We start from the raw sequence: 21,534 nt of genomic DNA on the forward strand, positions 1-21,534 counted from the left end.
GGGCATGCGGGAATGCGGCGCCTGCTAGAATTCGTGCGCCGCCCGCAGCGGGCCGATGGCTCGCCGCTCCCTGAGAAGACGCCGGCCGGATTGGCGCGTCGGCGCTGCGTCGTTCTCGTGTTGGCGCTTACCTCTTCCGCGATTGCCGGCGATCTTCAACCTGCCGGCCTCGCCACCACGCGCACCGACCTCAATGCGAAGGATCAGGCGCGCGTCACCGCCGTCACCAGGCCGACGTCGGATTTTTCCAAGCCGGAGCAGTTCGAACTGATGCAAGGGGGCGCGGGCACGTCCAGAAAGGACGTCAGCCGCGATTCCTTCTCGCAATCCTCGGCCAACATCACCTTTGAGGAAGAGGGTGACTTCAAGCTCGGCAATGCCCTTTTCCGCAAGAACTGGGTGTCGTCGCCATCCTCGACGCAGGCGTCGGACGGGCTTGGTCCGCTGTTCAGCGAACGCGCCTGCCAGAACTGCCATCTGAAGGATGGCCGCGGCCGCCCGCCGCAAGGCGATGCCGGCACGACCTCGATGTTCCTGCGGCTGGCCCGCGACGCGAGCAGCGCGAAGGAGAAAGCCGAGCTTGCCGAACACAAGGTGCTCAACTTCCCCGACCCGGTCTACGGCACGCAATTGCAGGAGCTCGCCGTACCCGGCCTGCGCGGCGAAGGTGGGATGCATGTCGACTACCAGGAACGTAAGGTGGAGCTGACGGACGGCACCGTGATTTCCTTGCGCAAACCAAGCTATTCGGTCGTCGATCCTGCCTATGGACCACTCGATCCGCGCACCACGCTGTCGCCGCGACTGACGCCGCCGATGATCGGCCTGGGCCTGATCGAACAGATCGCACCGGCGGATATTCTTGCTCGTGCCGACCCGGACGACCGGGACGGCGATGGTATTTCCGGCAGACCGAACATCGTGCGCGATGGCCAGAGCAACGAACTGACGATTGGCCGTTTCGGCTGGAAGGCGCAGACCGCGTCGATCCGTCAGCAGACAGCCGACGCCTTTGCCGGCGACATCGGCATCTCGACGCCGGAAGAGCCGAAACACTGGGGCGATTGCACCGCGGCACAGGAAAAATGCCTCGCCATGCCGAATGGCGTGCAGCTGCGTCTCGGCCCGGTCGAGGCGCCGCCGCCGGTGATGGACCTCGTCACCTTCTATTCGCAGAACCTGGCCGTGCCGGCGCGCCGTGACCTCGACCTGCCAGACGTGCTCACCGGCAAGAAGATCTTCTATGAGATGGGCTGCATTGCCTGCCACACGCCGAAATTCGTCACCCGTCGCGGCACGCCCAACAAGGCGCAGGCCTTCCAGTTGATCTGGCCCTATTCCGACTTCCTGCTGCACGACATGGGGCCTGATCTGGCCGACGGCCAGGCCGTGGGAGATGCGACGGGCAATGAATGGCGCACGCCGCCGCTGTGGGGCATCGGCCTGACCGAGACGGTCAACGGCAATTCCTTCTTCCTGCATGACGGGCGCGCGCGCAGCCTGACCGAGGCGATCCTGTGGCATGGCGGCGAAGCGCGGAAGGCGCGCGTCCGCTTTGCCGCCGCCAACGCGGCCGACCGCGAAGCACTGCTCAAATTCCTGGGGTCACTGTGATGCTGAAGCGTTCCGCGCTGGTTCTCGTTCTTTCGCTGGCTCTGCCAGGCGTCGTCCCGGCGTCGGCGGCTGTGAAAGCCTCGGATGTCATCCAAAGGGCGATCGACGGTTTTGTCCGCCCGGCCTATGAGGGCCTGCATCAGCACGCCGAAACCTTGACGAAAGCAATGCACAACCTCTGCGAAGCGCCTTCGCAAAAGGAGCTCGATGCCGCGCGCTCTGAATTTTCCGCCACAGTCTATGCCTGGTCGTCGGCCGAAATCATCGGCTTCGGACCGATCAAGGAGAACAACCGGCTGGAGCGCATGTTGTTCTGGCCGGATCGCAAGAGCATCGGCCTGAAGCAGGTGCAGGCAGCGTTGTCGGCCAAGGACCCGACTGCCACCGATCCGGCACAGTTGGCCGGCAAGAGCGTTGCCATGCAGGGGCTGGGCGCACTGGAATTCGTGCTTTTCGGTGACGGCGCCGATGCGCTGGCGGGCAAGGATGATCCCTATCGCTGCTCCTATGGCGCGGCAATAGCCGGCAACATCGAAACCATGGCCGGTGAGGTCAGCGCCGCCTGGAACAAGCCGGACGGCTTTGCAGCGCTTTGGGCCACTCCGGGGCCGCAGAACGCGCTCTATCGCGACGGCAACGAAGCGGTGACCGAACTGGTTGGTGTCTTCATCAATGAACTGGAAATGGTCCGCGACGTGCGCCTGAAAGGGTTTTTCGGCGGCAAGCCGGATGCGGACAAGCCAAAACAGGCGATCTACTGGCGCTCGCAGAACACCACCAATTCGCTGGCCGGCAATTTGTCCGGGATAGACACGCTGTTCCAGGCCTCGAAGCTTGGCGACGCCCTGCCGCCCGATGCGCGCTGGATGGCCCAATCGATCCATATCCAACTGGTCAACGGTGTCGCCACCGCAAAGTCCATTCAGGGCCCGATCGACAAGGCGCTCGCCGATCCGACACTGCGTGACAAACTCGACCATTTCGCGCTGATCACCTCCAGCCTGTCGACCTTGATCGGCACCAGGCTGACGGCTGAATTCGGCCTGACCGCCGGCTTCTCGTCGCTGGATGGGGACTGAGCATGACCTTGAGATTGGCCGAAACGCCCATAGCTTCGTCATCCTGGGGCGAAGCAAGGAGCGAAGCGACGCAGCGCAGACCCCGGGATCCATGCCGCGATTTCAAAGCGCTGCCGCAGTCCAGAATTTTGCTCCGTTGCACCCGACGGTCAAGGTCACGGCATGGATACTCGGGTCTCCGCGACGGAGCTTCGCTCCTGCTCCGCCCGTGGATGACGAAGTTCCGGAGGCTTCGGCCAACTTCTAACGTCTGCGATGGATCATTCCAAGAATCGGTAGGTGCCCAAGAATCGGTAGGTGCCAAGCGTCAGCTCCGATCCGTAAAAATCACCGTGTCTTGGAGCGAATCAGTGCAGGGGAGGATCGTCTCTTGAAAACCTCCCTCATTGATCGCCGCGATTTCCTGAAAGCTGCCGGGATAGGCTTCATGGCGGCGATTGCCCCTTCGGCCTGGGCAAAGACACTTGCGGCCGACGCCGTCTTCGCCACCGCCTTCGTCAAGCGCGACGGCAGCTATGGCGCCGCCGTCCTGTCCGAGGCCGGCAAGCTCCTGCATGCGATCGACCTGCCCGATCGCGGCCATGATGTCACCTTCGATCCGGTGTCGAAGCGTTCGGTGGTGTTTGCTCGCCAGCCCGGCACTTTCGCGGTGGTTTTCGATCATTCGGGCCGCGAGGAACCACTGACCATCGCCAGCGTCACGGGTCGGCATTTCTTCGGCCATGGCGTGTTCTCCGCCGATGGGGCGCTGCTCTATGCCACCGAGAACGACTTCGATAACGCTGCCGGCGTTGTCGGCGTCTACGATGCGCGGGCGAAGTTCAACCGCATCGGTGAATTCCCGACCTACGGCATGGGTCCGCACGAGCTTCTGTTGCTGAGCGACGGCAGGACGATCGCTGTTGCCAATGGTGGCATCGAGACCCACCCGGACTATGGCCGCGCCGAGCTCAACATCGCCACCATGAAGCCATCCTATGCGCTCATAGACCGCGTCACCGGCGACCTCATCGAAAAACACCAATTGCCGGCCGCACTGCACCAGCTGTCGATCCGTCATATGGACACCGACCCGTCCGGCACCGTCTGGTTCGGCTGCCAGTACAGGGGGGCGGGCACCGATCTTCCGCTGCTGGTCGGCCGCGCCGCGCGCGGCAAGGCGTTGCAGTTGCTTGACATGCCGCAGGACGTTTTGTCCGGCTTCCGCAATTATATCGGCTCGGTTGCCGCCAATCCGGCTGCCGGCACCGTCGCCGTCTCCTCGCCGGAAGGCAATTCGCTTGTCGTGATCGATACGGCCAGCGGCCGCATCGTTTCGAACAGCGCGCTGGTCGAGGTTTGCGGCGTGGCGCCAGACGGAGCCGGCTTCATGGCGACGACTGGCGCTGGCGAGATCATCGAGGGCAGCGGCGCGACACGCTCCGAACCGGACTATGTCTGGGACAACCACATGCTGCGCATCGATCCGGCCGCATAGGTGCTTTTCCTGTCGAGCCGAAGCGAAGCCGCTTAACGAATTATGCACTATCCCCTTGCGGTGGCGGGCCGTGGCGGGCACAGGGAATTGTTTTTCGAACCGGTCGCTCCATGAAACTGCTTGCCATCGACTGTGCCGCCAACCTCTGCGCCGCTTGCGTCTATGACGTGGTGGCGAAGCGGGAGCTTGGCCGTTCGGTGCTCGATCTCGGCAAGGGCCATGCCGAGCACTTGATGGCGGTCATCGCCGAAGCGCTCAAGACGGCCGCAACCGACTACGCCGGTCTTGGCGCCATCGCCGTCTCCGTCGGCCCCGGCTCCTTCACCGGTCTGCGCGTTGGTGTCTCGACCGCGCGCGGCCTGGCGCTGGCGCTGAAGGTTCCGGCGATTGGGGTGACGACGCTCGAGGCGCTGGCCGCTGATGCAGCAGCGGCGTTTCCCGGTCGCGCCGTGCTGGCGGCGCTCGATGCCGGACGGGAGGAAATCCATGCGGCTTTTTACGATGAAATGTCGGTTTTGACTTACGGTCCGGCTGTGGCCGCACTGGCGGAAGCCGTGACCATGGCGACGGAAAGCTCTTCGGTGCTCGCCGGCACCGCTGCCGCGCAGATTGCCGCAGCGGCGGGGCGCGGTTTCGATATCGGGCCTCAGACGGCAACTGCCGACATTGTCACCTACGCCCGTCTGGCGGCCGCCAAGGGCGAGAGCGAAAGGCCGAAACCCCTTTATCTGCGCGGCGCCGACGCCAAGCCGCAGGCAGGGTTCATTCTATCAAGGCAAGAAAGATAAATGCGCATACCTTTTCTCCAACCACGCCGCCGGGACTATGCGCTCGAGCCGCTGAGGATCGCCGACAGCCGCGCGGTCTCGCTGCTGCATCGCGAGGACTTTGTCCGCCCCTGGACCGATGGCGAATTCGCCGCCTTGCTCGAACAGGACACCGTGTTCGGCTATGCGGCGCGTGAAACCGGACAGGGCGCCAAGCCACCCGTCGGCTTCGTGCTGGCGAGGCTCGCGGCTGGCGAAGGCGAGATCCTGACCGTCGCGGTGGCGCGATCGCACCGCCGCCAGGGATTGGGCTGGCAATTGATGGATGCGGTGTTGCGCGAACTGCACGCGCAGCGCGCCGAAGCGCTGTTTCTCGAGGTCGACGAGACCAACGTCGCCGCGATCGCGCTCTATCGACGGTTGGGCTTCCGCGAGGTCGGCAAGCGGCCGAATTACTACAGGTCGCCGGAACACGGACCGACCGGCGCGCTTGTCATGCGCCGTGATCTTCGCTAGCGAGACGGCCGGGGTAGGGCGATGATCAAGAAAATCAGGATTTTCCTGGCGCTGGGCCTCGTCGTCGCCGGCTCGCTGGTTCTCGTGCCGTTGCAGATCCTGTCGATGAAGACCGGCTGGTGGCCGGAAACATTCATCCTCAAGATCTGGCACAGGCTCATCATCAGGGCGCTTGGCATGCGCATCCATGTCAAGGGCACGCTGTCCGACAAGCGCCCGCTGCTGGTTGCCTCCAACCACATCTCCTGGACCGACATCATGGTGCTCGGCTCCATGGTCGATGTGAAATTCATCGCAAGAGCCGATATGGAAGGCTGGCCGCTGATCGGCATGCTGTCGAAGCTGCAGCGCACCGTGTTCATCGAGCGCGAACGCAAGCGTTCCTCGGGCGACCAGGCAAGCGAGATCGCCAGCCGCATGGCCAAGGGCGATGCCATGGTGCTGTTTGCCGAGGGCTCGACCGGCGACGGCAACATGATCCTGCCGTTCAAGAGCACGCTGTTTGGCGCCGCCTCGATGGCGATTTCGGAAGGCGCGGCCGAGCAGGTCTTCATCCAGCCGGTGGCGATCGCCTATACCCGCCTGCACGGCGTGCCGCTCGGCCGCCGGCACCGCCCGCTTGCCGCCTGGATCGGCGATGAGGATTTGATGCCGCATCTTAGGGTACTGCTGGCGGAGGGCGCCCTCGATGTCGAGGTGCATTTCGGCGAACCGATCGCCTTTTCCAAGGGCTCGAACCGCAAGGAAACGTCGAAACTGATGGAAAGCCAGGTGCGCGCGATGATGCAGGCAGCGCTTGCCGAGCCGCGCCCGAGCCGCTAGCCCCCGGCATGCACCTGCAGGCGCATGGCGAGAATCGTCTGTTTTTTGTCACGGAAAGGCGTTAGAAGCCGCCGGATGGACTTGAACACGATAGAGCGCGACGACATCGACGCCGCGGCCGAAGGGATGGCCGCGCCGGCGGCAGCGACCAGGAAGGTCTTCATCAAGACCTATGGCTGCCAGATGAACGTCTATGATTCACAGCGCATGGCCGATGCGCTGGCCGCCGACGGCTATTCCGCGACCGATGCCATTGGCGAGGCCGACCTGGTGCTGCTCAATACCTGCCACATCAGGGAGAAGGCGGCCGAAAAGGTCTATTCCGAGCTCGGCCGTATCCGCGACATGAAAGTCGAACGCGCCTTGGCCGGCCGCGAGATGCTGGTCGGCGTCGCCGGCTGCGTGGCGCAGGCCGAAGGCGCCGAGATCATCCGCCGTTCGCCGGCCGTCGATCTGGTCATCGGGCCGCAGACCTATCACCGGCTGCCCGATGTGCTGGCGCGGGTGCGCGGCGGCGAAAAGATCGTCGAGACCGACTACGCCATCGAGGACAAGTTCGAGCATCTGCCGCAGCCGAAGCGCGCCGAGGTCGTCAAGCGCGGCGTCACCGCCTTCCTCACCGTGCAGGAAGGTTGCGACAAATTCTGCACCTTCTGCGTCGTGCCTTACACCAGAGGCTCCGAAGTCTCGCGGCCGGTGGCGCAGATTGTCGCGGAGGCTGAACGCCTGGCGGAAGCCGGCGTGCGCGAAGTGACGCTGCTTGGCCAGAACGTCAATGCCTGGCATGGCCGGGGCGAGAACGGCGAGGAATGGGGCCTTGGCCGCCTGCTGTTCAGGCTCACCGAAATTCCCGGCCTGGCGCGGTTGCGCTACACTACCAGCCATCCGCGCGACATGGACGACGAGCTCATCGCCGCCCATCGCGATCTGCCGGCGTTGATGCCTTATCTGCATCTGCCGGTGCAATCAGGCTCCGACCGCATCCTCAAGGCGATGAACCGCCGGCACACGGCGAAGGATTATCTGGCGCTGCTCGACCGCATCCGCACTGCCCGGCCTGACATCGCGCTTTCCGGCGATTTCATCGTCGGCTTCCCTGGCGAGACCGAGGCGGATTTCGAGGCGACAATGGAACTGGTGCGCCAGGTGAATTACGCCTCTGCCTTCTCGTTCAAATATTCGCCGCGTCCCGGTACGCCGGGCGCTGAAATGCCCGATCATGTGCCGGAAACGGTCAAGGACGAGCGCCTGCAGCGGCTGCAGGCGCTGCTTCTGAAGCAGCAGCAGGATTTCGGCTTGAGCCTCGTCGGAAGCACCATCGACACGCTGATCGAGAAGCCCGGTCGCCAGGCCGGCCAGAAGGTTGGCCGGTCTCCTTGGCTGCAGCCGGTTATTGTTGATGAAAAGGCCGGCGAAATCGGTGACATTATCCAGGTGCGAATCACGAAGACGGGCTACAATAGCCTGTTCGCCGAATTGGCCTGAGGGGTCTCGGCAGATGAGGAGAGACGGTTGAGCGCAGCAGAGCTGAAGAACCTGCCCCCGGTACCGGCATCTGGGGCTTCTGACATGGCGCACATCGTTCTGACTTTCGACAACAACAAGCTTGCCAGCGCCCTTTACGGTCAGTTTGACGAAAACCTCGCCAGGCTGGAGCAAAAGCTCGGTGTCGACATCCGCTCGCGCGGCAACCAGCTGACCATCAAGGGGTCGGCGTCGGCCGCCGAGCAGGCGCGCCGCGCCCTGGACAATCTCTACGGCATTCTCCAGAAGGGCGTCGATATCGGCCAGTCCGACGTCGACGGCGCCGTGCGCATGGCGATTGCCGCCGACGACCAGCTGACGCTGCCGACGCTGGAACGCAAGGGCAAGGTCTCCGCTGCCCAGATCACCACCCGCAAGAAGACGATCTATGCCCGCTCGCTCAACCAGGACGCCTATATGCGGGCGCTGGAGAGGTCGGAACTGGTGTTCGGCATCGGCCCCGCCGGCACCGGCAAGACCTATCTGGCGGTGGCGCATGCGGCGATGCTGCTCGAGCGCGGCATGGTCGAACGCATCATTCTCTCGCGGCCGGCGGTTGAGGCCGGCGAACGGCTGGGCTTCCTGCCGGGCGACATGAAGGAGAAGGTCGATCCCTATCTGCGGCCGCTCTATGACGCGCTTTACGACATGATGCCGGCCGACAAGGTCGAGCGCGCGATTGCCGCCGAAGTGATCGAGATCGCGCCGCTCGCCTTCATGCGCGGCCGCACGCTGGCGCATGCCGCCGTCATCCTCGACGAGGCGCAGAACACCACGCCGATGCAGATGAAGATGTTCCTGACCCGTCTCGGCGAGAACTCGCGCATGATCGTCACCGGCGATCCGACCCAGATCGATCTTCCTTCGAACACCAAATCGGGCCTGGTCGAAGCCTTGCGCGTGCTGGACGGCGTGGCAGGCGCGGTAACCGTGCGCTTCAACGATGGCGACGTGGTCCGCCATCCGCTGGTGGCGGAAATCGTCAGGGCGTACGACCGGGACGCCAAACTGGCGCGCGGCCTCGGCGCCGAGAATTGATTTCGACGATGCGGCTTCATGCCTGAGGACATAATATCCGGCGACGGGGATGTTCCCGTCGACATCGATATATCTGTCGAAGCGGGCGATTGGCCCGATGAGGCAAGCCTGACGCGGCTGGTCGATCGCGCTGTCGTGGCTGCTTTTGCCGAGACCGGCGTAGCGGGCCATTCCGAGCTTAGCCTTGTTTTTTCCGACGACGCCCATATCCGGACCCTCAACGCCGGCTGGCGCGGCAAGGACAAACCGACCAACGTCTTGTCTTTCCCGGCTTTTCCGTTTGCGCAAGGCGGTCCGTTGCCGCCGATGCTGGGCGACATCGTGCTCGCCGCCGAGACGGTCGCGCGCGAAGCGGCACTGGAAGACAAGCCTGTCGAGAACCATATCACCCATCTCGTCATCCACGGCCTGCTGCACTTGCTGGGCTACGATCACGAGACCGAGGCCGAGGCCGAGGCGATGGAAGCCATCGAACGCGCAGCGCTCGCAAGGCTTGCCATTCCCGATCCCTACGCGTAACACAAAAGACCAATTGACCGGACGACGATGAACGACAAACCAGAGACTGCCGCCCGCCCCGACGCCGGCAGTGCGACCAAGGCTTCCGATACGTCGGAAGAGGGATCAAGTCCGAGTACCGTTACCTCTGGTGCTAACAGTACCTCTGGTGCTGCCAGCGCCGGCAGCGTTGCCAGCGAATCATCGCCTGCCGGTCCCTCCCTGTTCGACCGCGTTCTGGGCCTGTTTCGGCAACGCAACGGAACCAGCCTGCGTGAGGAAATTGCCGGCGCGCTTGCCGAGACGACGAGCGATGCCGGCGCCTTCTCGCCCGGCGAACGCGCCATGCTCAACAACATCCTGCGGCTGCGCGAGGTGCGCGTCGAGGACGTCATGGTGCCGCGCGCCGACATCCAGGGGGTCGAGATCACGACGACGCTCGGCGATCTCCTCGGCACTTTCGAGCAATCCGGCCATTCGCGAATGCCGGTCTATTCGGAGACGCTCGATGATCCGCGCGGCATGGTCCATATCCGTGACGTGCTGGCCCACATCACCAAGATCGCGCGCGTCAAGAAGGGCCGCACGACCAGGAAAACCCCCGCCGCCACGGTTCTCGATCTGGCCCAGGTCGACCTCGCACGCACCATTGGCGACCTCAATCTGATCCGCCCGGTGCTGTTCGTGCCGCCGTCAATGCTTGCCTCCGACCTGATGGGCCGCATGCAGACGACGCGCACGCAGATGGCGCTGGTCATCGATGAATATGGCGGCACCGACGGCCTTGCCTCGCTGGAAGACATCGTCGAGATGGTCGTCGGCGACATCGAGGACGAGCATGACGACGACGAGCCGATGATCACCCAGAGCGGTGACGGCGTGTTCATCGTCGACGGCAAGGCCGAGATCGACGATGTCGCCAAGATGATCGGCGGCGATTTCGCCGCCGGCGAACATGGCGAATATGTCGACACCATCGGCGGCATGATCTTCAACACGCTTGGCCGCGTTCCGGCCCGCGGCGAGGTGGTGCAGGCGATACCCGGCTTCGAGTTCCACGTGCTCGACGCCGATCCGCGCCGCGTCAAGCGCGTGCGCATCGTGCAGAGCCAGAAGGGCGAACGCCGCCGGCGTGCCACGGCGCGCACCGAACAGGCGTGAGCGTTACGCTCGCCCGATGACTGTCGACGACCCGTTCAAGCATCCAAGTCTGGGTTCCGGTGTTTTCTATAAGGACCCTCGTGCCGCGCTGGACTGGCTGGAAGCAGCCTTCGGCTTCGCGCGCAGCATGGTGGTCAGCGATGCCGAGGGAACGCTCGTCCACGCCGAGATGCGGTTCAGCGACGGCTATATCATCGTCGATTCCGAATGGGCCGATCATGTTGCCAGCCCGGCTTCCGTCTCGGGCAAGAACACGCAGTCGGTCTATATCAGGCTGAAGGACGGCATCGACGCCCATTGCGAGCAGGCTCGGGCAGCCGGTGCTGATATAATCCAGGAGCCGGCGGATCAGTTCTACGGCGAGCGCCAGTATCGGGCGCGCGATATCGAGGGCCATGTCTGGACTTTCACGCAGACCATTCGCTCGGTTCCGCGCGAGGAGGCCGAACGGCTGGGCGGCGTTCAAATCGACGGTTGGCACCGGTAGAGCTGGGCCGGAGCTGTGCATCACAGTCAGCCATCCGGCGTTTGGAGCGCGGACCGTGGCCTGTTAAATCTTGCGTCCTGATTCGCGCGACTCGGAAGTATGCATGGTGCGCCTTGCCGGCCGGATAATTCTGCTTTGGGGTTGGCGCCGCGCGCTCGTGGCGTTTCTCGCAGGCGCCCTGGCGGTGCTTGGTCAGGCGCCTTACGATTTCTTCGCCGCCTGTTTCATCTCGTTTCCGCTGCTGGTCTGGCTGCTCGACGGCGCCACCAGCGAAGCCTCCGGCAGCCTGTTCCGGCGCTTGCGGCCGGCCTTCGCCGTCGGCTGGTGGTTCGGCTTCGGCTATTTCCTTGCCGGCCTGTGGTGGATCGGCTCGGCGCTACTGGTCGAGGCCGACAGCTTTGCCTGGGCGCTTCCCTTCGCTGTGGTCGGCATTCCTTTCATGCTCGCCTTTTTCTACGGCTTTGCGGCCATGGTTGCCCGCCTGCTGTGGAGCAACGATATCGGCCGCATCGCCGCCCTTGCCTTCGGTTTCGGGCTGGCGGAGTGGTTGCGCGACTTCCTGTTCACCGGGTTTCCCTGGAATGCCATCGGCTACGCGGCCATGCCCGTGCCTTTGCTGATGCAGAGCGTCTCGGTCACCGGCATGATCGGCATGAACGCGCTCGCGGTGTTCGTCTTCGCCCTGCCGGCGCTGCTGGCGGCACGCCGGCATCTGCGCCTCGGCGCGGCGCTGTTTGTGGTGCTTGCCGCCGCCCATATAGGCTTTGGCTATGTCAGGCTTGCCGCTCCCGAACCGCCGGCCACGCACAACCTGGATGTCCGCATCGTCCAGCCGGCCGTGGACCTGTCGGAAAAATGGGACGCCTCGGTGCGCGACCGCATCTTCGCCACCTTGATGGGGTTGTCGGCCAAGGCGCCGGAGCCCGGCCATGAAAAGCCGCAACTGATCCTATGGCCCGAAACCTCGGTGCCGTTCCTTTTCACGGAGCGTCCGGACGCATTGACGGCGCTGGGCGACATGCTCGCACCCGGCCAGATGCTGATCGCCGGCGTCGTCCGCGAGGAAGGTGGCTCGGCCGCAAATGCCGACAGCCGCTACTACAACTCCGTGGTCGCGATCGACGACAAGGGCGAAATCGCTGATGCTGTCGACAAGGTCCACCTGGTGCCGTTCGGCGAATATCTGCCTTTCTCCGATCTGCTCGAGCGTTTCGGCATTGAGCAACTGGTTGCCGGGCCGATGACATTTGCGGCCGGCAATGAGCGGCACGCCATCACGCTGCCTGACGGTATCCGTGCGCTGCCATTTATCTGCTATGAGGTGATCTTTCCCGATCTTGTGGCAGTTGACGCAACGTCAGCACAGCTTATTGTGAACGTTACCAATGATGCGTGGTTCGGCGACACGCCGGGTCCGTATCAGCATTTCAGGCAGGCCCAGATCCGTGCGGTGGAAAATGGATTGCCATTGGTGCGTGCTGCCAACAACGGCATTTCGGCCGTCGTTGACCCGCGCGGGCGTATCGCTGATGCGCTGGCGATCGACGCCCGCGGCGCCATCGATGCCCGTGTACCGATTTCCGAACAGGCGGTCATATCTCCCGGCCAACGGCGCATTAACGGAATGCTGATCATGTTGCTGTTTGCCGTTGGGGCAGTCCTGTTGAACGTAAGGCAAAGGCTACGGGTGAATTGACAGCCAACACATTAGAAACTCATACTGTAAGCGCCTGAAATTTCTCGAAGTCGGTGGATCGTTCTGTTGGGGCAGTTGCCTCCGGCTTTGTTTGGGCAGGAAAAAAATAGAGAAAGCCGAAAAAATTCGGCGAGGAAAAAATGACAGAAGACAACAAGAAGAAACCGAATCCGATCGATATCCATGTTGGCAGTCGCATCCGGCTTCGCCGCAATATGCTGGGAATGAGCCAGGAAAAGCTGGGAGAAAATCTCGGCATCACGTTTCAACAGATTCAGAAATATGAAAAGGGCACCAACCGCGTCGGCGCCAGCCGTCTGCAGGCGATCGCGTCCATACTCGGCGTGCCTGTCGCCTTCTTTTTCGAGGATGCGCCCGGCCAGGAGCCCGTGGCGGGCCGTGGATTTGCCGAAGACGCGTCGATGGCTTTCGCCGTCGAATTCTGCGGCAGCCCCGAAGGCCTTCAGCTCAACCGGGCCTTCGTCAAGATCGCCGATGCCAAGGTGCGCCGCAGGATCATAGACCTGGTCAAGTCCCTCTCCACCGACGATCCTGACTGATCCGCAATCACGCCAGGACCGGCGGCGTCTTGCCGCCGGTGGCACAAGATAATTGCATCGACATTCATGCCAGAACCGAAGCACCGCTTGACGAGCGACGCTTCGCCCCGCTAACACGTGGCGCGCCAAAATCGGCAGCCTGCCGATCGTTTTTCAAGAGGGGACACCCGTGACGCGGCAGAACTACTTCTTTACCTCGGAATCCGTTGCCGAGGGCCATCCCGACAAAGTCTGTGACCGGATTTCCGACGAGATCGTCGATCTGGTCTATCGCGAAGCCAAGAAGACCGGGATGGACCCGTGGAAGGTCCGTGTCGCCTGCGAGACGCTTGCGACCACCAACCGCGTCGTCATCGCCGGCGAGGTTCGCGTCCCCGAGACGCTGCTGAAGAAGGACAAGGCAGGCAATATCCTCAAGGATGCCGCCGGCCATCCGGTCGTCAATCCGGCCAAGTTCAAGTCGGTCGCTCGCAAGGCGATCCGTGAAATCGGCTATGAGCAGGCCGGCTTCCACTGGAAAACGGCGAAGATCGAGGTCCTGCTGCACGGCCAGTCGCCTGACATCGGCCAGGGCGTCGACAATGCCTCCGACCGTCAGGGCGAAGAGGGTGCCGGCGATCAGGGCATCATGTTCGGCTATGCCTGCCGCGAGACGCCGGATCTGATGCCGGCGCCGATCTACTACAGCCACAAGATCCTCGAACTGCTGGCAGCGGCCCGTCACGAGGGCAGCGGTGAAGCCGGCAGGCTCGGACCGGATGCCAAGAGCCAGGTCACCGTTCGCTATGTCGACGGCAAGGCCGCCGAGGCGACGCAGATCGTGCTGTCCACGCAGCATCTCGATGCGAGCTGGGATTCGAAGAAGGTCCGCAAGGTCGTCGAACCCTATATCCGTGAGGCGCTGGGCGAGCTGAAGATCGCCGACAACTGCATGTGGTACATCAATCCGACCGGCAAGTTCGTGATTGGCGGGCCGGATGGAGATGCCGGGCTGACCGGCCGCAAGATCATCGTCGACACCTATGGCGGTGCCGCACCCCATGGCGGCGGCGCGTTCTCCGGCAAGGACACCACCAAGGTCGATCGGTCGGCGGCCTATGCGGCGCGCTATCTGGCCAAGAACGTCGTGGCGGCGAAACTCGCCGACCGCTGCACCATCCAGCTTTCCTACGCCATCGGCGTTGCCCAGCCGCTGTCGGTCTATGTCGACCTGCACGGCACCGGCAAGGTCGACGAGGCAAAGCTCGAGGAGGCGCTGCGCAGTGTGATGGATCTGTCGCCGTCCGGCATCCGCCGTCATCTCGATCTCAACAAGCCGATCTACGCCAAGACGTCGTCCTACGGCCATTTCGGCCGCAAGGCCGGCCGCGACGGGTCTTTCTCCTGGGAAAAGACCGATCTCGCCAAGGCGCTCAAGGACGCGGTCGGCGCCTGACAGCGGCGCCGCAAAGTCCCGCCATGGACCCGAAGGACAGACCAAGCCGCGCGACCGAAGCCTTCTTCGGTCGCCGGCGTGGCAAGACCATGCGTCCGCAGCAGGCGGCCGCGCTGGAAAGCGGCTTCGGCACATACCGTCTCGATCTGACGGCTGAACCGCCGGCCGATCTCAGCACTCTGTTTGAAGCGGATATTTCGGCGATTCGCCTCGAGATCGGCTTCGGCGGCGGCGAGCATCTGCTGCATCGCGCGACCGAGGCGCCCGCGGTCGGCTTTATCGGCGTCGAGCCCTTCGTCAACGGCATGGCCAAGATGATGATGGCGGTGCGGGAGAAGCCGCTCGCCAATCTGCGGGTTTACGACGACGACGCCACAAGGCTGCTCGACTGGCTGCCGCCAGCCTCGCTCGACGGCATCGATCTGCTCTATCCCGATCCTTGGCCGAAGAAGAAGCACTGGAAGCGGCGCTTCGTCAGCCCGGTCAATCTCGAGCGGTTCGCGCGCGTGCTGAAGCCGGGTTCAAAATTCCGCTTCGCGTCCGATATCGATACTTATGTCAACTGGACCTTGCTGCATTGCCGTGCGCATGGCGCATTCGCGTGGCAGGCTTCGGAGGCGGCGGACTGGCACCGGCCTTATGATGGCTGGCCGGGCACGCGTTACGAGGCGAAGGCCATTCGCGAGGGCCGGCGGCCGGCCTATCTTACCTTCGTCCGGAAATAGGCTCGTGAGAGGGCGTGCCTTGCCTCGGCGGGAATCACAGGTTCCGTGTCAGGCTCGCCGGTCTTAGAAGCGGCGGCCGATGCGATCGATGGCGGCAGGTTCGACGCCGAGGTTGCGCAGGTCGTTGGCGCGCGGCTTGCGACCGGCTTCCACGGCCCGCGAGGCGGCGACAGCGCTGCCGAATACGGTGAAGAAATCGCCGATTGCCGAAAAAATCTTGCGGTTGCTCATGATCGTGTCCTTTCGTGCACGTGTGGCGTACAGCCACGTTTGTGCAGTGCAACATAAATAGGTGCGTTTCAGCGCCAATCACATGGGTGTTGCCGCATAGGCGCCATGCGCGCCATGCAACGCTGCCGCCCGCTGCCTTCGACGGACCAGCACGCCGGGCTTGAAACACCGGCCATGATCGTTTATACCAACCTCAAATTCTTGGTCGGTATGACGAAGAGTGGGTCCACCCGGTCCCGCTCTTTTTTATTACCTGCCGATAACTTCGGGTAGAACGACAGGACTTCAATGACTGCAACGGCAAGCGAGGGCGACGATCGCATCATCCGCGAAAGCGGCATCGATGCGCGCATCGCGCTGATCATCCAGCCGGTTCTGCGTGGCATTGGCTTCCGCCTCGTGCGGGTGCATCTGTCGGGCCAGAACGGGCTGACGCTGCAGATCATGGCCGAGCGCGAGGACGGCACGATGACCGTCGAGGATTGCGAAGAGGTCAGCCGCGCGGTGTCGCCGGCGCTCGACGTCGATGATCCGATCGAAAAGGCCTATCATCTTGAAGTCTCGTCGCCCGGCATCGACCGGCCGCTGGTCCGCAAATCGGATTTCGCGACCTGGGCGGGTCATCTGGTGAAGATGGAAACATCCATCGTCGTTGCCGACCGCAAGCGGTTCAAGGGCAAGATCGTCGAGGCCGGCGAAGACGATGTGCTGATCGAGCGCGAAAAGGCCGCCTATGGCGAGGAGCCGACGGTGCGTGTCCCCTATGACGCGATTTCCGAAACGCGCCTGATCCTGACCGACGACCTCATCCGCGACGCCCTGTCGAAGGACAACAGGGCGCGCAAGGAAGCCAAAAGACGCCGCGGCGAACCGGACGACGATGTGCCCGAGGGTGCGGAAGCGGACGCCACGGAAGAACACGAACAGGAACTATGATTGAGCTGCCGGGCGCAAAGGTCCGGCAAACAGGCTCGGGAGAAAAACGATGGTTGTAAGCGCCAACAGACTTGAACTGCTGCAGATCGCCGACGCGGTCGCGCGTGAAAAGTCGATCGACAAGTCGATCGTCATCGCCGCCATGGCCGATGCGATCCAGAAGGCGGCGCGTTCGCGCTACGGCCAGGAGACCAACATCCGCGCCGACATCAACCCGAACACCGGCGAGATGAAGCTGCAGCGGCTGATGGAAGTGGTCGAGAAGGTCGATGACTACGCCACGCAGATCGCCATTTCCTCGGCCCGCGAGCGCAATCCCGACGCCCAGCTCGGTGATTTCATCGCCGAACAGCTGCCGCCGATGGATTTCGGCCGCATCGCCGCCCAGTCGGCCAAGCAGGTCATCGTGCAGAAGGTGCGCGAGGCCGAACGCGACCGCCAGTATGACGAATACAAGGACCGCATCGGCGAAATCGTCAACGGCACAGTCAAGCGCGTCGAATACGGCAACGTCATCGTCGATCTCGGCCGCGGCGAAGCGATCATCCGTCGCGACGAACTGATCCCGCGCGAAAACTACAAATATGGCGACCGCGTCCGCGCCTACGTTTACGACGTGCGCCGCGAGCAGCGCGGCCCGCAGATATTCCTGTCGCGAACCCATCCGCAGTTCATGGCCAAGCTGTTCACCATGGAAGTGCCGGAAATCTATGATGGCATCATCGAGATCAAGGCGGTCGCCCGCGACCCGGGTTCGCGCGCCAAGATCGCCGTCATCTCGCGCGATAGCTCGATCGATCCTGTCGGCGCCTGCGTTGGTATGCGCGGCAGCCGCGTCCAGGCCGTCGTCGGCGAATTGCAGGGCGAGAAGATCGACATCATTCCGTGGTCGCCTTCGGCCGCGTCCTTCATCGTCAACGCGCTGCAGCCGGCGGAAGTCGCCAAGGTCGTGCTCGACGAGGATGCCGAACGCATCGAGGTCGTGGTTCCCGACGACCAGCTGTCGCTGGCCATCGGCCGCCGCGGCCAGAACGTGCGGCTCGCTTCGCAGCTGACCGGCTGGGATATCGACATCCTGACCGAGGCCGAAGAATCCGAGCGTCGCCAGAAGGAGTTCGTCGAGCGTTCGTCGCTGTTCATGGAAGCCCTCGACGTCGACGAGATGGTCGGCCAGGTGCTCGCCTCCGAAGGCTTCACCAGCGTCGAGGAAGTCGCTTATGTCGATTCCGGCGAGATCGCCTCGATCGACGGTTTCGACGAAGACACCGCTTCGGAAATCCAGACCCGCGCCCGCGAATATCTGGAGAAGATCGAGGCCGAGCACGACGACAAGCGCAAGGCGCTCGGCGTCTCCGACGAATTGCGCGAAATCCCCGGCGTCACCACCGCCATGATGGTGACGCTCGGCGAAGACGGCGTGAAGACGATCGAGGACTTTGCCGGCTATGCCGCCGACGACCTAACCGGCTGGAAGGAACGCAAGGACGGCGAAACCAAGGTATTCCCCGGCGTGCTTGCCAATCACGGCGTCGCGCGTGCCGATGCCGAGCAGATGGTTCTGGCTGCCCGCCTCAAGGCCGGCTGGATCACCGAAGACGAGCTTGCGGCCGAAGAAGTCTCGGCTGACGAAGCCGTTGGTGCGTGAGGTGAAACCGCATCGCACCGAACCCGCCCTTGGACGAGATGAACGATCGCACCTGCATCGTTACGCGCAAACAAGCCGAACCGGATGAACTGATCCGTTTCGTCGTCGGCCCGGATTCGGCCGTCGTTCCCGACATCAAGAGAAATTTGCCCGGCCGCGGTTGCTGGGTGAGCGCTGACCGCCTACATATCGACAAGGCTGCGGCGAAGAACCTCTTTGCCCGCGCCTTCAAGGCACAAGTGGTCGTGCCGCCCGATCTTGGCGGCATGGTCGACGGGCTGCTCTCCAGATACGCTCTGGGCATGCTCGGTCTTGCCCGCAAGGCAGGCGCAATTTCGCTGGGCGCCACCAAGGTCGAGAGCGCTGTGCGCGGCGGATTGGCGCTTTTCGTGCTTCACGCGACCGAGGCGTCCGACGACGGCGTGCGCAAGATCAGCCAGGCGCGACGGGCGACAGTCCATCTTGGCGGGCCCGCTATCCTTGCCTACAAACTTTTCTCCGAGGCCGAGTTGAGCTTGGCATTGGGGGGTACAAATGTGATACATGCTGCCGTTCTCGCGGGAGACGCGGGCAGGGCGGTCCAGAAGCGCATGGTTGCGCTCGACCGGTATCGGGGCGGTTCCCCGGACGATCTGGCAATGCTTGCGGCTGTTGCTGACGAAGATGATGCCGCAGAGGATATGGAATGAGCGATACGAAATCGGGTGACGACAATACGCTGAGTGTGACGCCGAAGAAGACCTTGACGCTGAAGCGCCCCGGTATGGAACAGGGCACTGTGCGCCAGAACTTCTCGCACGGCCGCACCAAGCAGGTCGTCGTCGAAACCAAGAAGCGCAAGTTCTCGATGCCCGGCGACAAGCCGGAGCCGGTTGCCGCCCCCGTCTTCACACCGAAGCCGCCGGTTGTGGCCGCGCCCGTCGTGCAGGAAGCAAAGGCGCCGCCGCCGCCGCCCCCACCGGCCCCGGTCGAACGCAGCGGCATGGTGCTGAACGAACTGTCGCGCAGTGAAATGGAAGCGCGCCGCAGGGCGCTTGAAGGCTCCAAGGTGCGCGAGGTCGAGGACCGCCAGCGCGCTGCCGAGGACGCCAAGCGCCGTGCCGAGGACGAAGAGCGCCGCAAGCGCGAACGCGATGAATCCGCACGCCGCCAGGCCGAGGAAGAGGCGCGGTTGCAGACCGAGGCTGAGTCCCGCCGTCGCGCCGAGGAAGAGGCCCGTCGCCGCGCGCCATTGGCTGCCGAACTGGCAACAGTCGATGACGAGGAAGTGGCCAAGCCAAAGCGGGCTGGTGCCGGTGTGCCGGTGCGCCGTCCGGTCACGCCCGAAGTGGCGCGTCCGGCCAAGCCGACCAAGAGCGAGGAAGACCGCCGCCGTGGCAAGCTGACGCTGAATTCGGCATTGTCCGACGAAGATGCGCGAGCCCGTTCGCTGTCGTCGATGCGTCGTCGCCAGGAAAAATTCAAGCGCGCGATGCATAATGAGCCGCGCGAGAAAGTCATGCGCGAAGTGATCCTGCCAGAGACCATTACCATCCAGGAACTGGCGCAACGCATGTCCGAGCGTGCGGTCGACCTGGTCAAGTTCTTCATGAAGCAGGGCCAGATCCTGAAGCCGGGCGACGTCATCGACGCCGACACGGCCGAACTGGTTGCCACCGAATTCGGCCATACGGTTCGCCGCGTCGCCGAGTCCGACATCGAGGAAGGCCTGTTCAACATCGCCGACAATGCCGAGGACCTGGTGTCGCGTCCGCCTGTCGTGACGATCATGGGCCACGTCGATCACGGCAAGACCTCGCTGCTCGACGCCATCCGCAACGCCAATGTCGTGTCCGGCGAAGCCGGTGGCATCACCCAGCATATCGGCGCCTACCAGGTCGAGAAGAACGGTCACAAGATCACCTTCATCGACACGCCCGGCCACGCCGCCTTCACGGCGATGCGTGCTCGTGGCGCCCAGGCGACCGACATCGCCATCCTGGTGGTTGCGGCCGACGATAGCGTCATGCCGCAGACGATCGAATCGATCAGCCATGCCAAGGCGGCCGGCGTTCCGATCATCGTGGCGATCAACAAGATCGACAAGCATGATGCCGATCCGCAGAAGGTGCGCTCGGAACTGCTGCGCCACGAGGTCTTCGTCGAATCCATGGGCGGTGAAGTTCTGGATGTCGAAGTGTCGGCGACCAAGGGCACCAATCTCGACAAGCTGCTCGAGGCGATCCTGCTGCAGGCTGAAATCCTCGACCTGAAGGCCAATCCGGATCGTACCGCCGAGGGCGTCGTCATCGAAGCCCAGCTCGACAAGGGACGTGGTCCCGTTGCCACCGTGCTGGTGCAGACCGGCACGCTGATGCCGGGCGATATCCTTGTTGCCGGCAACGAATGGGGCCGGGTGCGCGCGCTGGTCAACGATCGTGGCACGCAGATCAAGGAAGCGCCGCCGGCGATGCCGGTCGAAGTGCTTGGCTTGCAGGGCACGCCGCAGGCCGGCGATCGCTTCGCCGTGGTCAACAACGAGGCTCGTGCCCGCGAGATCACCGAATATCGCCAGCGTCTGGCCCGCGAGAAGGCGGTTGCCAAGCATGCCGGCCAGCGTGGGTCGCTCGAGCAGATGATGTCGCAATTGCAGACGAGCGGGCTGAAGGAATTCCCGCTGGTCATCAAGGGCGACGTGCAAGGCTCGATCGAGGCGATCAACGCGGCGCTGGACAAGCTCGGCACCGACGAAGTGCGTGCGCGCATCGTCCATGCCGGCGCCGGCGCCATCACCGAAAGCGACGTCTCGCTGGCGGAGACTTCGGGTGCCGCGATCATCGGCTTCAACGTCCGTGCCAACGTCCAGGCGCGTGCCGCCGCAGCGGCAGCTGGCATCGAGATCCGCTATTACTCGATCATCTACAACCTTGTGGATGACGTGAAGGCGGCTCTGTCGGGCCTGCTGTCGCCGGAGCGCCGCGAGACCTTCATCGGCAACGCGCAGATCCTCGAGATCTTCGACATCACCAAGGTCGGCAAGATCGCCGGCTGCCGTGTCACCGAAGGCAAGGTCGAGCGTGGTGCGGGCGTGCGCCTGATCCGCGACAACGTCGTCATCCACGAAGGTACGCTGAAGACGCTGAAGCGCTTCAAGGACGAAGTTTCGGAAGTCCCCGGCGGCCAGGAGTGCGGCATGGCCTTCCAGAACTACGAGGACATGCGCGTCGGCGACGTCATCGAGTGCTTCCGCGTCGAGATGGTGACCCGGACACTGTAAGCGTTGGCACATGGAGCAAGAACGGAGCCTTGAGTACCGCTTTGTTCTAACTCCTGCCGATTTTTCA

The 21,534-nt window shown here is 63.5% G+C and carries 20 protein-coding genes; 19 read left to right on the top strand and 1 reads right to left on the bottom strand.

Annotated elements, in window-relative coordinates:
• Positions 1–12 precede the first annotated feature (12 nt).
• The 15 genes from ACFOJ9_RS37625 (at position 13) to trmB (ending at position 15,399) form a co-directional block, all read left to right on the top strand.
• A complete protein-coding gene (locus ACFOJ9_RS37625) occupies positions 13–1,614 on the top strand; it encodes a di-heme oxidoreductase family protein (protein ID WP_378987079.1) in 1,602 nt (533 codons plus the stop codon).
• Entirely contained in the window at positions 1,614–2,693 is a 1,080-nt protein-coding gene (locus ACFOJ9_RS37630; RefSeq protein ID WP_378987082.1) for an imelysin family protein, read from the top strand. The genes ACFOJ9_RS37625 and ACFOJ9_RS37630 overlap by 1 nt, the downstream gene beginning before the upstream one ends.
• A 370-nt stretch (positions 2,694–3,063) precedes the next feature.
• A complete protein-coding gene (locus ACFOJ9_RS37635; protein WP_378987085.1) occupies positions 3,064–4,170 on the top strand; it encodes a DUF1513 domain-containing protein in 1,107 nt (368 codons plus the stop codon).
• A gap of 110 nt (positions 4,171–4,280) precedes the next feature.
• A complete protein-coding gene (tsaB, locus tag ACFOJ9_RS37640) occupies positions 4,281–4,958 on the top strand; it encodes a tRNA (adenosine(37)-N6)-threonylcarbamoyltransferase complex dimerization subunit type 1 TsaB (protein ID WP_378987088.1) in 678 nt (225 codons plus the stop codon).
• Positions 4,959–5,453, top strand: coding sequence for a ribosomal protein S18-alanine N-acetyltransferase (gene rimI / locus ACFOJ9_RS37645; RefSeq protein WP_136619810.1), 495 nt, complete (start codon positions 4,959–4,961; stop codon positions 5,451–5,453).
• A gap of 21 nt (positions 5,454–5,474) precedes the next feature.
• Positions 5,475–6,275 (top strand): lysophospholipid acyltransferase family protein, encoded by an 801-nt coding sequence (locus ACFOJ9_RS37650; protein WP_378987092.1) that lies wholly within the window; start codon positions 5,475–5,477, stop codon positions 6,273–6,275.
• Between the two features lie 75 nt (positions 6,276–6,350).
• The gene (gene miaB / locus ACFOJ9_RS37655) at positions 6,351–7,760 is read left to right on the top strand and encodes a tRNA (N6-isopentenyl adenosine(37)-C2)-methylthiotransferase MiaB (protein WP_378987095.1); all 1,410 of its coding nucleotides are present in this window, start codon (positions 6,351–6,353) and stop codon (positions 7,758–7,760) included.
• A gap of 84 nt (positions 7,761–7,844) precedes the next feature.
• On the top strand, positions 7,845–8,837 hold the full coding sequence (locus ACFOJ9_RS37660; protein ID WP_224699087.1) for a PhoH family protein: 993 nt from the start codon (positions 7,845–7,847) through the stop codon (positions 8,835–8,837).
• A gap of 18 nt (positions 8,838–8,855) precedes the next feature.
• Entirely contained in the window at positions 8,856–9,356 is a 501-nt protein-coding gene (ybeY, locus tag ACFOJ9_RS37665; RefSeq protein ID WP_378987099.1) for an rRNA maturation RNase YbeY, read from the top strand.
• A gap of 27 nt (positions 9,357–9,383) precedes the next feature.
• Complete coding sequence (locus ACFOJ9_RS37670; protein WP_378987102.1) at positions 9,384–10,496, top strand: hemolysin family protein; 1,113 nt, start codon at positions 9,384–9,386, stop codon at positions 10,494–10,496.
• Positions 10,497–10,512: 16 nt separating this feature from the next.
• Positions 10,513–10,983 (top strand): VOC family protein, encoded by a 471-nt coding sequence (locus ACFOJ9_RS37675; RefSeq protein WP_378987105.1) that lies wholly within the window; start codon positions 10,513–10,515, stop codon positions 10,981–10,983.
• Between the two features lie 103 nt (positions 10,984–11,086).
• Positions 11,087–12,679 carry an apolipoprotein N-acyltransferase gene (lnt, locus tag ACFOJ9_RS37680; protein ID WP_378987107.1) on the top strand — a complete coding sequence of 531 codons (1,593 nt, stop codon included), beginning with the start codon at positions 11,087–11,089 and terminating at the stop codon, positions 12,677–12,679.
• Positions 12,680–12,819: 140 nt separating this feature from the next.
• Positions 12,820–13,239 (top strand): helix-turn-helix domain-containing protein, encoded by a 420-nt coding sequence (locus tag ACFOJ9_RS37685; protein ID WP_023811410.1) that lies wholly within the window; start codon positions 12,820–12,822, stop codon positions 13,237–13,239.
• A gap of 169 nt (positions 13,240–13,408) precedes the next feature.
• Positions 13,409–14,674, top strand: a complete 1,266-nt coding sequence (gene metK / locus ACFOJ9_RS37690) for a methionine adenosyltransferase (protein WP_378987111.1) — start codon at positions 13,409–13,411, stop codon at positions 14,672–14,674.
• Positions 14,675–14,697: 23 nt separating this feature from the next.
• A complete protein-coding gene (gene trmB / locus ACFOJ9_RS37695; protein ID WP_378987114.1) occupies positions 14,698–15,399 on the top strand; it encodes a tRNA (guanine(46)-N(7))-methyltransferase TrmB in 702 nt (233 codons plus the stop codon).
• Between the two features lie 63 nt (positions 15,400–15,462).
• On the opposite strand, the gene ACFOJ9_RS37700 is transcribed toward trmB, so the two are convergent.
• Positions 15,463–15,630, bottom strand: a complete 168-nt coding sequence (locus tag ACFOJ9_RS37700; RefSeq protein ID WP_378987117.1) for a hypothetical protein — start codon at positions 15,628–15,630, stop codon at positions 15,463–15,465.
• Between the two features lie 288 nt (positions 15,631–15,918).
• Here ACFOJ9_RS37700 and rimP point away from each other — a divergent pair, with 288 nt between their 5' ends.
• The 4 genes from rimP to infB are packed head-to-tail and all read left to right on the top strand — an operon-like array spanning position 15,919 to position 21,467.
• Entirely contained in the window at positions 15,919–16,566 is a 648-nt protein-coding gene (rimP, locus tag ACFOJ9_RS37705) for a ribosome maturation factor RimP (RefSeq protein ID WP_378987119.1), read from the top strand.
• A gap of 49 nt (positions 16,567–16,615) precedes the next feature.
• Positions 16,616–18,211, top strand: coding sequence for a transcription termination factor NusA (gene nusA, locus ACFOJ9_RS37710; RefSeq protein WP_109666377.1), 1,596 nt, complete (start codon positions 16,616–16,618; stop codon positions 18,209–18,211).
• A 38-nt stretch (positions 18,212–18,249) separates the two neighbouring features.
• Positions 18,250–18,900, top strand: a complete 651-nt coding sequence (locus ACFOJ9_RS37715) for an RNA-binding protein (protein WP_136619586.1) — start codon at positions 18,250–18,252, stop codon at positions 18,898–18,900.
• Positions 18,897–21,467 carry a translation initiation factor IF-2 gene (gene infB, locus ACFOJ9_RS37720; protein ID WP_378987124.1) on the top strand — a complete coding sequence of 857 codons (2,571 nt, stop codon included), beginning with the start codon at positions 18,897–18,899 and terminating at the stop codon, positions 21,465–21,467. Before ACFOJ9_RS37715 ends, infB begins: the two co-directional genes overlap by 4 nt.
• The last annotated feature ends 67 nt before the right edge of the window (positions 21,468–21,534 follow it).

This window comes from Mesorhizobium cantuariense (genome assembly GCF_042647205.1).
GTDB lineage: Bacteria > Pseudomonadota > Alphaproteobacteria > Rhizobiales > Rhizobiaceae > Mesorhizobium > Mesorhizobium cantuariense.

Coding starts and splice junctions, on each gene's coding strand:
- ACFOJ9_RS37625 (WP_378987079.1), top strand. CDS start 13: ATGCGGCGCCTGCTAGAATTCGTGCGCCGCCCGCAGCGGGCCGATGGC.
- ACFOJ9_RS37630 (WP_378987082.1), top strand. CDS start 1,614: ATGCTGAAGCGTTCCGCGCTGGTTCTCGTTCTTTCGCTGGCTCTGCCA.
- tsaB (WP_378987088.1), top strand. CDS start 4,281: ATGAAACTGCTTGCCATCGACTGTGCCGCCAACCTCTGCGCCGCTTGC.
- rimI (WP_136619810.1), top strand. CDS start 4,959: ATGCGCATACCTTTTCTCCAACCACGCCGCCGGGACTATGCGCTCGAG.
- ACFOJ9_RS37650 (WP_378987092.1), top strand. CDS start 5,475: ATGATCAAGAAAATCAGGATTTTCCTGGCGCTGGGCCTCGTCGTCGCC.
- miaB (WP_378987095.1), top strand. CDS start 6,351: ATGGACTTGAACACGATAGAGCGCGACGACATCGACGCCGCGGCCGAA.
- ACFOJ9_RS37660 (WP_224699087.1), top strand. CDS start 7,845: ATGGCGCACATCGTTCTGACTTTCGACAACAACAAGCTTGCCAGCGCC.
- ybeY (WP_378987099.1), top strand. CDS start 8,856: ATGCCTGAGGACATAATATCCGGCGACGGGGATGTTCCCGTCGACATC.
- ACFOJ9_RS37670 (WP_378987102.1), top strand. CDS start 9,384: ATGAACGACAAACCAGAGACTGCCGCCCGCCCCGACGCCGGCAGTGCG.
- ACFOJ9_RS37675 (WP_378987105.1), top strand. CDS start 10,513: ATGACTGTCGACGACCCGTTCAAGCATCCAAGTCTGGGTTCCGGTGTT.
- lnt (WP_378987107.1), top strand. CDS start 11,087: ATGGTGCGCCTTGCCGGCCGGATAATTCTGCTTTGGGGTTGGCGCCGC.
- ACFOJ9_RS37685 (WP_023811410.1), top strand. CDS start 12,820: ATGACAGAAGACAACAAGAAGAAACCGAATCCGATCGATATCCATGTT.
- trmB (WP_378987114.1), top strand. CDS start 14,698: ATGGACCCGAAGGACAGACCAAGCCGCGCGACCGAAGCCTTCTTCGGT.
- ACFOJ9_RS37700 (WP_378987117.1), bottom strand. CDS start 15,630: ATGAGCAACCGCAAGATTTTTTCGGCAATCGGCGATTTCTTCACCGTA.
- rimP (WP_378987119.1), top strand. CDS start 15,919: ATGACTGCAACGGCAAGCGAGGGCGACGATCGCATCATCCGCGAAAGC.
- nusA (WP_109666377.1), top strand. CDS start 16,616: ATGGTTGTAAGCGCCAACAGACTTGAACTGCTGCAGATCGCCGACGCG.
- ACFOJ9_RS37715 (WP_136619586.1), top strand. CDS start 18,250: ATGAACGATCGCACCTGCATCGTTACGCGCAAACAAGCCGAACCGGAT.
- infB (WP_378987124.1), top strand. CDS start 18,897: ATGAGCGATACGAAATCGGGTGACGACAATACGCTGAGTGTGACGCCG.